This window comes from Daejeonella sp., from assembly GCF_037719425.1.
Classification (GTDB): Bacteria; Bacteroidota; Bacteroidia; order Sphingobacteriales; family Sphingobacteriaceae; genus Daejeonella.
Window position 1 is genome coordinate 1 of record NZ_JBBJNI010000135.1, and the last position, 11,814, is coordinate 11,814.

The 11,814-nt window shown below is 41.1% G+C and carries 10 protein-coding genes and 1 riboswitch; of the genes, 3 read left to right on the forward strand and 7 right to left on the reverse strand.

The window, feature by feature from the left end; genetic code table 11:
• The first annotated feature begins 8 nt into the window (after positions 1–8).
• The gene (locus WKF69_RS15455; protein ID WP_340383032.1) at positions 9–173 is read left to right on the forward strand and encodes an ATP-binding protein; all 165 of its coding nucleotides are present in this window, start codon (positions 9–11) and stop codon (positions 171–173) included.
• A gap of 161 nt (positions 174–334) precedes the next feature.
• Here WKF69_RS15455 and WKF69_RS15460 read toward each other — a convergent pair whose 3' ends face one another.
• Together WKF69_RS15460 and WKF69_RS15465 are read right to left on the reverse strand one after the other, a co-directional pair.
• Positions 335–1,357, reverse strand: a complete 1,023-nt coding sequence (locus WKF69_RS15460) for a patatin-like phospholipase family protein (protein ID WP_340383018.1) — start codon at positions 1,355–1,357, stop codon at positions 335–337.
• 206 nt (positions 1,358–1,563) lie between these two features.
• Positions 1,564–3,462, reverse strand: coding sequence for a TonB-dependent receptor (locus tag WKF69_RS15465; RefSeq protein ID WP_340383019.1), 1,899 nt, complete (start codon positions 3,460–3,462; stop codon positions 1,564–1,566).
• 100 nt (positions 3,463–3,562) lie between these two features.
• Positions 3,563–3,760: riboswitch (cobalamin riboswitch) on the reverse strand.
• Between the two features lie 106 nt (positions 3,761–3,866).
• On the opposite strand from WKF69_RS15465, the gene WKF69_RS15470 reads away from it, so the two are divergent.
• Both WKF69_RS15470 and WKF69_RS15475 read left to right on the forward strand, forming a co-directional pair.
• Positions 3,867–5,123 carry a serine hydrolase gene (locus WKF69_RS15470; protein WP_340383021.1) on the forward strand — a complete coding sequence of 419 codons (1,257 nt, stop codon included), beginning with the start codon at positions 3,867–3,869 and terminating at the stop codon, positions 5,121–5,123.
• A 92-nt stretch (positions 5,124–5,215) separates the two neighbouring features.
• Entirely contained in the window at positions 5,216–6,364 is a 1,149-nt protein-coding gene (locus tag WKF69_RS15475) for an AI-2E family transporter (RefSeq protein ID WP_340383022.1), read from the forward strand.
• A 99-nt stretch (positions 6,365–6,463) separates the two neighbouring features.
• Here the strand turns inward: WKF69_RS15475 and WKF69_RS15480 are convergent, their stop codons facing one another.
• The 5 genes from WKF69_RS15480 to proS all read right to left on the reverse strand — a co-directional run.
• The gene (locus WKF69_RS15480) at positions 6,464–7,267 is read right to left on the reverse strand and encodes a phosphatase PAP2 family protein (RefSeq protein WP_340383024.1); all 804 of its coding nucleotides are present in this window, start codon (positions 7,265–7,267) and stop codon (positions 6,464–6,466) included.
• Entirely contained in the window at positions 7,264–8,175 is a 912-nt protein-coding gene (locus tag WKF69_RS15485; protein ID WP_340383026.1) for a TIGR02757 family protein, read from the reverse strand. The genes WKF69_RS15480 and WKF69_RS15485 overlap by 4 nt, the downstream gene beginning before the upstream one ends.
• Positions 8,176–8,305: 130 nt before the next feature.
• Positions 8,306–9,451 (reverse strand): cystathionine gamma-synthase, encoded by a 1,146-nt coding sequence (locus tag WKF69_RS15490; protein ID WP_340383034.1) that lies wholly within the window; start codon positions 9,449–9,451, stop codon positions 8,306–8,308.
• 198 nt (positions 9,452–9,649) lie between these two features.
• Positions 9,650–10,360 (reverse strand): hypothetical protein, encoded by a 711-nt coding sequence (locus tag WKF69_RS15495; RefSeq protein ID WP_340383028.1) that lies wholly within the window; start codon positions 10,358–10,360, stop codon positions 9,650–9,652.
• A 12-nt stretch (positions 10,361–10,372) separates the two neighbouring features.
• Positions 10,373–11,814, reverse strand: a 1,442-nt coding sequence (gene proS / locus WKF69_RS15500; protein WP_340383030.1) for a proline--tRNA ligase, incomplete at its 5' end; no start/stop codon positions are given.

An 11,814-nucleotide genomic window follows, 5' to 3' on the forward strand; every position in this document is an offset into this window, starting at 1 on the left:
TATTTGACCTGTTTTATCGTGTGGAAGGAAAAAATGAAAATGTTTTTGCAGGTTTTGGTATCGGATTATTTATCGCCACCGAAATTATTAAACGGCATAAGGGATATACCACAATAGAAAGCGAAATAGATAAAGGCTCAACTTTTAGCTTTATACTTCCTGTGAAGATTTGAAATGCCTAAAATAATACAATTTGTAAGTTGCTTCATAGACATAAAATAGTTGTATTTTTTCGAAATAAATTTTTGGTGTTGACTTGGCGCTACTACCCCCGCCCTTTTTCCAATTGAGTAAACGGCTGCGATGCCGAGTGCTCATATAGAGGTGTCAGACACTATTTATTTTTTTTTATAAATTCTAAAGTGTGTTGCTCACCACTCAAGATTAATGCTTCTTTTTCTTCCTTAGTTAATTTTCTAATTTTGGGACTAATTCCGGCCGATGAAACAGAAATTGTTCGTTCCCAGTCTTCAGGAATTAATTTATTTCGATTAAGATTTTCCAGTACTATCAGATAAAATGCTTGCAAATAATCACTGATATTACTGATTTGAACCGGAACTAATTCCTTATCCAGGGAATCACTTTTAATTTGTAAGTCAGAGTCAATCCTTACTCCAATGGTCTTATAATTTGGTATTCTTATTTTATTGTTAAGTGAGTCCAGACCTATACTGTCAAACATAAATATGGGAAAGTTCCCCATGATACCACCATCTACAACGACGTCAAGGTTTTCAACGCCTCGATGCTTTTTATAAACCCGCCCTATGCTGTCTATAAACACTGCTTCAAAATAAAGTGGAATAGACATTGAAATTCTCACAGCATCTTTTACTTTCATTTGTGGATATGTTTCTGAAGAAAAAATTAAAAGCTTCTGCTTATTCATAGACGTACCCGTAACATACAGCTGTTTAAAACCTTTCTCCTGAAGTTCTTTGAAAGTTATTTCAGAGTTTCCTGTTTTGCTTTTTATTATTTTTTCCAGCCATTTAATAAAATTATCTCCTTTATACCAACCATATTTTCCATTTAACCTGGAGAATCCTCCGAAAAAGATAAATTCCCCGTCATTAAACTTCTGAAATTTTGTTCCTGAAATAATATCATAAATTTCATCTGAATTATAACCTAATGAAAACATTAATGCAGTAATGGCCCCGGCTGATGTCCCTCCAACTTTTTTGATATTATTACTTATCCCGGATTTTTCAAATTGCCGTAGAACGCCAGTATAGGCTATACCTCTCATTCCGGCCCCTTCAAATACAATATTTTCGTAATTGCGAATTTGGGAGTACCCATTAAGGAAAAGAGTTGAAAATATAATTACCAAATAAGTGGTTTTCATCATGAAAGTATTTATTGAAAGTATCATCTACACCGCCTGTGACTAAAATTTTTACTAATCTTTTCTTATGAGCTGTATTACGGTGCCCCGAAAGGTTTCTGATATAAATTAAAGATAATGTCAATTCGTCATATTTATGAATATAAGCTCGTGTAAGCCCGGCCGACGGGTGGCCGGACGGGCTTCACAGCCTTTAAACAAATTGAATACTATTGAAACTCCAGTCTGAAACCAGCATTAAAATTTAATCCTTTAGTGTTATAACCACTAAAATCTATATAATTTTCATCAAGAAGGTTCTTTACATCAGTAAACAAGGTGAGTCTTGCCGCTGGCTTGTACTGTGCGTACAGATCCACCATATTATACGAATCCATATCTGCATCAACAGTCTTAAATGTGGAACTATCGAAGTAGCGATCTTTTCTATCGCCTGTATATTTATAAATCATATTGAAACTTAAATTCTCACTCACATTAAAACCCGCATTTAATCCAAAAGAATCCTTAGGCCTTCTGAAGAGATTGAAAGTTTGGCTTTTCGGTGTGGTTACTTCTCCGTTAACATGAGCATAGAAGGCATTTAAATTGATTACTGAGGTAGGTTTAAAACCTAATTCCAGCTCAAAACCTTTATCTTTCTGATTATTTTGATTGATGTATCCAAACTTACCGGGTGTTAACTGACCAAAATCGATGACATTTTCAATTTCTCGGTCAAAATAGGCAAAGGAAAGGTTTAAATTATCTGTAAAGTTGAGATCTAAACCAGCTTCATAAGTTACTGATGATTCTGGCTCCAGAGTTAAATTCCCGAACTGCGAGAACAACTGGAATAATGAAGGAACTCTGTAAGCCGATGAAACATTAACAAAGACTTTATAACGGTTTGCTAAAAGGTAGGACGGATTAATTGTGTAAGTGAAATTATTGCCGAACTGACTGTGATCATTTGCTCGGCCTCCCAACTCCGCCTGAAAGCCACTCTTAGATTTAATAAATATGGAAGTAAAGATACTTTTGATGTTATTATCGGCAGATAATGGTTTGCTGAAAGGGTTACGCTGCTCTGTTTTTGCAAACCGGTAGCTAACACCGCTGGCAATATCAATTACGTCGTTGAAAGCATAGTTAAAATTACTCTCCGCATGGGTAATATCTCCAGAGTTATTTGTAATTGAGCCTTTATTGTCGAAGTGATTTCCGACATTATTTTGGCTAAGATTAAAATTTAAACTACCCCTGTTAATGGAAAGTTTTCCTCCAAAGCCGGCTAAAAATGCAGATTTGGTATAGTCGTAATCAATCGCATCTGCAAACGCACCATTATCAAGCCCTGCCTGGTTATCATTAGCCTGGAAATTGCCATTCAAGATCAATTTGCTGCTTAATTGCTGGGCAATATTAACAGAGACTGACTTTTGATGAAAGTCATCCTTATCAAAATTAGTTTCGCCTTTCCCCGGAGCGGCAGTAGAAAAACTTTTAGAATCCAGATTGGAAGCATTGAAAGAAATTGAAGTACTCCCGATCATTCCATTCAACCCGAGCATTTGCCTGTATGTATCAAAACTTCCTCCGGTAGCTGTAAGGTTAGCACTTAGCTTTCCGACTCCTTTTTTTGTGATAATATTAATTACCCCGGCAACAGCATCCGAGCCATATAAAGTGGAATTTCCGCCTTTTAATATTTCAACTCTTTCTATCTGATCTATAGCGATGGCTGCAATATTATATTCTCCTGATATTCCAGATGCATCGTTTACCGGAATGCCATCAATAAGGATAAGGGTATTTGCGGCAGAGGCTCCGCGAAGGAATACCGATTTAATATCACCAGGGTTATTGCCGTTTCCGCCAATAGTTAATCCGGCGACATTATTTAGGACTTCTGGAAGGGTTCTTCCCTGGCTTTTGCTGAGCGTTTCCGCCGTAATAATCCGGGCGACTTTACCGATCTCAGAGATTTTTTTCGGGGAACGGCTGGCGGTAACTACCACTTCACCGAGAGTTTCAGGAGTTCGATCCTGTGCGGATGCATTGCTGTAAAGCAACACAGATTGTGCCAGCCCTAGGCTTGCAACGACATAAAATTTAGTTCTTTTCATTTTGTTGTGAGTTGTTTATCCCACAGCAAACAGATAATGAAGGAATACAGAAATGGCCCTGTTGTACACCAGTACCATTCAAGCTTCAATCCCCGAAAGCTATGAATTGTTAAGCCAAGGCAGGTCTTCTGACTTACTCCCGGTTTATCCGGCCTTCCCATCTCCGCCTGGCGGAAACAGTGACCATAAGTTTGGATAACCGTTGTGGAGAACACAGCAGCGGGTCTGTCCGGGATTCTAACCCGGTTCCCTTTTAATCCCGATCGTGAAATCGGGAACCTAAAGCGATGCAAATGTAATACAAGAATTATTAATTGCAAACTCGCGTAGCGATTCCAGCGAAAGCTGGAACCTAAATAGATTCATCATGTATTAAGTTTATCACTAAATCCTATATTTATTACATGAAAACATCTCTGTTATTTACAGCCTTGATCATGTCTTCCTACGTTTTTGCCCAGACGGGCCATCCAAAGTTTAATACCAGGTTTCTCAAAAAAACCTTGAAAGGACATCATGGAATATTTGACAGCATTCTTAACCATCCGCAAAATAAAGAAGTCCAGATCCTGTATACACGGATAGACAGAGACAAGAATAATATCCCCCATTTCACTTCCTACAGCTATAATCTCGATCCTGAATGGTATTTCTATCCTGCAAGCACGGTCAAGCTTCCTGCCTCAATTTTTGCGCTTGAAAAGATCAATGAATTGAACATTCCGGGATTTACGAGCAAAAGCGTCATGATAACCGATTCATCATTTGCAGGGCAGACAAAGGTGAAAAAAGATGCAAACTCCGCCAGCGGGCTTCCAAGTATCGAACATTATATTAAAAAGATCCTCCTCACCAGTGATAATGATGCGTACAACCGTCTTTTCGAATTTCTTGGACGTGAAGAGATCAACAGGAAATTAAAAGCCAACGGCGCAGTACAGAGCCGGATCCTCAACAGACTGGCAATAGGCGATGCCGGCGAAAGTAGACGGCACACCAATCCAATTTCATTTTATAACGGTAAGGATCTGGTGTATAAAAAGCCGGCATTATACGATTCTAACGATTATCCCCTTCCGTTAAAAAATATGATCAGAGGAAAAGGATATACGGACGGTAGAGGTAAACTGATTATGGAACCTTACAACTTCGCTGACAATAACGTTTACACCATTTGGGATCAGCAGTTGATCATGAAGAAACTGATGTTCCCGGAGGCTTATCCTAAAGCGGAACAATTTAACCTGAAGCCCGATGATTACCGGCTGATATACAAATACATGTCCATGTATCCTGCAGAAAGTGATTTTCCAAAATATAATCCCGGGAATTTCTGGCCGACCTACAGTAAGTTTCTGTTCTACGGCCGTGAAAAGGATGTAAGCCCGAATCCAAACATCCGGATTTTCAATAAGTACGGTGACTCCTATGGCTATGTCATCGACAATTCTTATTTCGTCGACTTTGATAATAAAGTGGAGTTCCTGCTTACAGCGGTAGTACAGTCTAATGAAGACGGAATCTATAACGATGGCATATACGAATATCAAACGATCTGTTATCCGTTCTTAAAGGAATTAGGCCGGGTAATCTACGATCATGAACTTAAAAGAAATAAGAAATATCTTCCAGAACTCAGTAAACTTAAAAGCTTGCACTAGACCGTATGAACCTGTTAACTGTAAAAAACAATCGTTGTGCTGACATCAAACTTAATTAGCTAATACGCGTTCATGGTTTAACTAAATTATTTATGAAAGACCTCCCACTAACCGTTAGAAGATCGATAGAATTGCTTGGCCTTGTCCTGTTAGGAACGTTACTCGTTCTTGGCAAGGGCATAATTATGCCGGTGCTAATGGCATTCTTCGTAAGTATCATGCTTCTCCCCGTGTATCGATTTCTCAGAAGAAAGAAAGTGCCTGAAGTTTTGGCGATCCTCCTTCCGATTTTGCTTGTCGCGATATTTATGGCCGCTATCATTTGGTTCTTCTCCGCGCAAATAAGCCGGCTGGTAGCGGATTTACCCTCTATTCAGAAGAATGTGGGAATACATTTAACCAGTTTGAGCGACTGGATTAATCAGAAAACAAACTTCAGCACTCCCGAACAGGTCAAGTTTCTAAAGGATCAGAGTTCTAAAATGCTCGCGAATGCAGGCACCATGGTCAGCGGTGCGGTAGGTTCATTAGGTTCAGTGTTTGTGTTTTTCGGCCTGATGCCGATATACATCTACCTCTTCCTCTTTTATAAAAACCTGCTTCTTCGCTTCGTATTTATCTGGTTTGAACCCAGCCAGCATAAAAAAGTAGAAGAAGTGATGAAGGAAACGGAGGTGATCATTAAAAGCTATTTGATAGGTCTTATTATACAAATTGCTTATATAACTGTTCTTTTAGGTGGGATATTGATGCTGCTTGGAATAAAGCACGCCTTGCTTATTGGTGTTATTTTCGCAATATTAAACCTGATACCATACGTTGGAGCCCTGGTCGGAAATCTAATCGGCGTGCTGCTAACGCTAACTTCTTCTCAGGAGATCGCACCAATTTTCATAGTGCTTGGGGTTATAGCATTTGTTCAGTTCCTTGACAATAACATATTGATGCCTAGGATTGTAGGGTCAAAGGTCCGGATTAATGCATTTGCCGCAATACTTGGAGTGTTCATCGGTGGAAGCCTGGTTGGAGTGCCTGGAATGTTCCTGGCCTTGCCGATGATTGCTGTGCTGAAGATCATATTCGACCGTGCCGAAATGTTTAAGCAATGGGGTGTGTTGCTTGGGGATGAAAGACCTCTGCGAAGCCCTATGAGTTTCCTTAGGCTGAGAAGAAAGAGCGATAAGGTTACTGAAGAGATTAAGAAGGAAAATGACATCGAGCCTACCAAGGCGAAGAGGTAAATTAGCAAATGGGTAAATTAGGAAATAAGCAAATTAGTAATGGCTACCCCGGGTTGGGACAAATTTGCTAATTTGCTCATTCTCTAATTTCCTAATTTCTTACTTTAAACTATAAAGTAATGTTGCCCCTTTATAATCGGGGTTTACAGACGGGCTTAAACTAAAACTGCTGGTGCTGCCCTTTTTATGTAATTGCGGAACAAGGATACCAACTCCAGCTCCTAAAGCATATCCTAGTAAGTTGTCGCTTAAAAAGTGCTGTCCTGCCCTCAATCTTAGATATCCAACCGATGCCGGCACTAATGCTGCAGCAGCCCATACATAAGGTTTAGCCTTTGATTCAGGATTAAAATCCTGGAAAACTTTAGCCAGAAAAAATGTGGCGGTTGCTGTTGCAGCTGTATGCCCTGCATAGAATGCCCGTTGAGAATCTTTATCCATGCGTTTAGCAAGGGGCGCTTCTGTACCGTAAACGAACGGACGGCTTCTTTGTATTGATCCGGCAGTTAAACTAAACATCGCTCCGGTAATTGCCATAGATTCGGTGAACAACACTAAGATCTGCCCTGCCTTTTTACTTTCATTCTTATTTAAAAGCATTACTACCGGCGCAGCAAATGATGCGTAAAATGGAATGTAGCTATCTTTGTCAGCCTTCTCAGAGAAATCGCCGGCCGAAAAGCGGTCGAATCCGTTCACATCATCTGGTGTTTTCAAAGCCACTTCGGCAGCAGTTAAGGCGTCTTTGTTTTTTATCATATTCAAACCCAGGTATCCCAACCCAAGACTACCAAGGATAATTGGACCATCAGTCTTTAAAGAAGTCTTATAGGGTGACTCATTCTGCGCAAATGCAGAGAATGAAATTATCAATGACAATAAGGAAGTAGTTATCAGTTTCATATTAGTTGATTTTGGAATTGTTCATCAATTCCTAAGCCAAATAATGCAAAGTCATATTTAACGGGGTCAGCCGGATCAAACTGACGAAGGTTTGCGGTTAGTTCAAGAGCTGTCTGCCAGTCTACCTGTTTCCGTGTGATAAGCTTTAACTTTCGTCCCACCCGTTCCACATGCAGATCCGTTGGGCATATCAGGTCTGCTGGCCGAATCGACTTCCAGATACCAAAATCTACCCCCCTGTCGTCATCCCTAACCATCCATCGCAAAAACATGTTTAAACGCTTGCAGGTTGATTTTTGCAAAGGAGAAGATACATGTTTAATGGTTCGGCGCGGGAAATCCGGGAGCGAAAAAAAATAACTCCTGAAATAATTAAGGGAATTTTCAATCACCCTGAAATCCATTTCGTTAGAGTAACAAGGAGCTGATGACGTTTCAATTAAACGATGACTATTCGAAGAAACTGCTAAGAAATCGTTACGATATATAGCTGCTTTTGCTGCTGTTATTTCCGGAATAAAGGCAGATTCAAGTGATTCGTGATTCTTATAATGCTGTTTAAAAAACTCCACAAAATAGAGCGTATCCGTATCATTAAAAGTACGATGTTTAAATGCGGAGAAACGCTTTAAATCTGTGTCCTCGTGATTTTTGATGAAATCATAAGGCGCACCATCCATAAGCTGGATGAGCTCATTGCATTTATTGATTATGGTTTTTCTTTGCCCCCAGGCCAGCATGGCAGCCCAAAAGCCCATTATTTCAATATCCTGCTTGAGGTTAAACTTATGCGGAATACAAACAGGATCATTTTGTATAAATCCCGGCTGATTATATAGATCAACTTTCTGATCCAGAAAGTCTTTGAGATTTTGAGAAATCAGATTTACGGCTTTTCTGTCGGTCATGCTGGTTACTAATAAGAGATTGCTTCGTCGTACCTCCTCGCAAGGACAGCGAGCCCGATGGCGTATCCCTTCGTGCCGGTTGTCATTGCGAGCCTGCCTACCGCAGGCAGGCGCAGCAAAGCAATCTAAACTAGGTTAATGCTTGTTTGATGTCTTCAAGCAGGTCCTCGATATCCTCAACTCCCACGCTTAATCTAAGCAGGTTGTCGGTAACACCAACCTTTTCTCTGTCTGCCTTTGGAATAGATCCATGCGTCATAGAAACCGGGTGATTGATAAGCGATTCAACGCCTCCCAGTGATTCCGCCAGGGAAAAAACCTTAAATGAAGATGCAATTCTATACGTTTCCTGCAGGTCTGCCCCTTTCAGGGTAATGGAAATCATCCCGCCAAAATCGCGCATTTGTTTTTTGGCGACGCCATGGTTCGGATGATCCGTAAAACCTGGCCAGTATATCTTATCTACCTTTGGATGGCCTTTCAGAAATTCAGCAATCTGCTTTCCGTTCTCGCAATGCGCTTTCATCCTTAAATGAAGCGTTTTCAAACCACGTAAGACCAGAAAACTGTCCATAGGTCCTGGAGTTGCGCCGCATGCGTTATAAATGAACCACAAGCGTTTGTAAAGATCGTCGTCATTTACCATCAATGCACCCATCACTACGTCGGAATGCCCGCCAAGATATTTGGTCACTGAATGCATTATGATATCAGCACCCAAATCGATAGGATTTTGAAGATAGGGCGAAGCGAAAGTGTTGTCAACAGCTAAGAGAACCTTGTTCGCTTTTGCTATATCAGCAACAGCTTGAATGTCCACAATCTGCATGGTGGGATTGGTTGGAGTCTCAATCCAGATAAGCTTAGTATTCGCATTGATATGTTTTTTGACATTCTCTGCCTGTGTCATGTCAACGAAATGGAATTTGATGCCATAATTAGCAAACACTTTTGTGAAGATCCTGTAAGACCCGCCATAAAGATCATCGCCGGTGATCACTTCGTCGCCCGGGCTCAGTAGTTTCAATACGGCATCAGTCGCTCCCATGCCACTTGAAAATGCAAGTCCGTGTTTTGCATTTTCCAAAGCCGCCAAACACGACTCTAATGCTTGTCGCGTCGGATTCGTCCCGCGGGAATATTCGAAACCCTTGTTATCGCCAGGCGATTTTTGCCAGTATGTAGAGGTTTGGTAAATTGGAGTCATAATAGCCCCGGTCGTAGGATCTGGTTCCTGACCTGCATGTATTGCTTTGGTTCCGAATTTCATATTTATATGATTTTGTTGTAAAGGCCTGGTTAAACGCCCTTATGGATTATGCCAACGCCAGCTCAAAAATACGCATAGCGAACGGAATGAATTGTATTGTGCTGTAGGTTTGTCCCAGCCTTTTAACCGTCCAGCTTAACAACTATGTCATTGCGAGCCTGCCTACCGCAGGCAGGCGCAGCGCGGCAAACCAACCACCAGCAACTATTTCTGATTACTCGGAATAACACCCTGATCAAGCTCTGTTCTGAACTTGTAACCCATTCTCTTTCCCGTCGGGTAGCCGGAATTCGCTCCCATAAATTGTTTTTCTTCCAGCGTGATCTGTCTTACACTTTCAAATGGAGGAGTTAGCAAATCGAAGTCCATACAATAGATGATTGCCAGTTCCAGAATCTCAAGAATTTGCGTTTGCTGTATCTTACCTTTTCCAAATGAGTTAAACAAGAAACCAAGTTGGCTCTGCCCCTCTACAAAAAAATGCTCTTCCGAGTTGATAAATATCCGCCCTAATAAATAGCCCGTGTCTGAGCTACGATTATATTTCAGTGAGTCGGCTAAAAAGTTGTGAAAGTGAATTACCCCGCAATACTTTCGCGTTGGCTTGTCCTTGACATATTTGAGCTGATTTACGGCATGCTCTGGCGGGAAACTGAATACGTTACTATGCATCGAAATAACAAGCACGTCGCCCGAAAACTTTAACTGGGCTTCAAACTCACCTTTCTCGGAGTATTGAATTTCTACGTCCGGATCTTTTTCCTTAAAATCAAAACGCATTTTATCGCCGAGTTCCTCTAATTGAGTTCTAAATCGATCAAACACCTTTTTTGTCGTTCTGAAAATCTGCTGCTTCATAACAGCCTTGTGTTCAAGCAACTTCAGAATATGGTCATACGGTTTAAGGTCTTCCATCTATGGAATTAATTAGTATGCTCGCGCAAATAAAACTCTTTGTGAAGATGGTTTGCCGGTAACAATACAAATACCATCTTCCTGCTTATTGTCCAAAGGAATACAGCGTATGGTAGCTTTTGTTTCATCTTTGATCTGTTTCTCAGTTTCAGGAGTTCCATCCCAATGCGCAGAAACAAACCCTGCTTTTTCATCGAGAATTGACTTAAACTCATCGTAAGAATTCGCTTCCCTTGTATTGTCTTCCCGGAATTTCAGGGCTTTGTTAAAAATACTCTGCTGCATCGCTGCTAACAGATTTTCAATATAGACTACTAATCCGTCTCGTGATATTGTTTGTTTCTCTTTTGTGTCTCTTCTTGCAATTTCAATAGTCCCGTTTTCAAGGTCGCGGCCCCCAATTGCAAGCCTTACCGGAACGCCCTTTAGCTCGTATTCTGCGAATTTAAATCCTGGGCGGAGTGTATCCCTGTTATCGTATTTAACGGAGATGTTTTTGAGTTTAAGTTCTTTAGAAATTTCGTTAGCGAGTTCTGAGATCTTATCCATTTCTTCATCAGATCTGTAGATTGGAACGATCACAACCTGTATAGGCGCAAGTTTTGGCGGCAAAACCAGCCCGGAATCATCAGAGTGAGCCATTATCAGGGCCCCGATCAGTCTGGTTGATACACCCCACGATGTAGCCCATACGTGATCAAGCTTACCTTCTTTGCTGGTGAACTTAACATCAAACGCCTTCGCGAAATTCTGTCCCAGAAAGTGACTGGTACCAGCCTGAAGCGCCTTGCCATCCTGCATAAGAGCTTCAATACAATAGGTATCAAGGGCACCTGCAAAGCGTTCGCTCGCCGTCTTTTTACCCCTTATAACGGGCAACGCCATCCAGTTCTCTGCAAAGTCAGCATAAACTTCAAGCATTCTTTCTGTTTCTTCAATAGCTTCCTGCGATGTAGCGTGAGCGGTATGTCCTTCCTGCCATAAAAATTCAGCGGTTCTAAGGAAAAGCCGGGTTCTCATCTCCCACCGTACCACATTCGCCCATTGATTTACCAGGATAGGCAGATCGCGATAAGACTGGATCCAGCCTTTATAGGTATTCCATATAATAGTCTCAGAAGTAGGCCTTACAATAAGTTCTTCTTCGAGCTTTGCATCTTCATCAACCACAATATTTCCATTTCCGTCGTTCTTCAGGCGGTAATGCGTTACAACGGCGCATTCTGTGGCAAAACCCTCAACGTGCGAAGCTTCTTTGGAAAAAAAAGACTTAGGAATAAATAAAGGGAAGTAAGCATTGCTGTGACCGGTGTCCTTAAACATCTTGTCCAGCGCGGCCTGCATATTTTCCCATATTGCGTACCCGTAGGGTTTTATTACCATGCAACCACGAACAGCGGAGTGCTCGGCCATGTCTGCTTTTGTAACAAGTTCATTATACCACTGTGAATAAT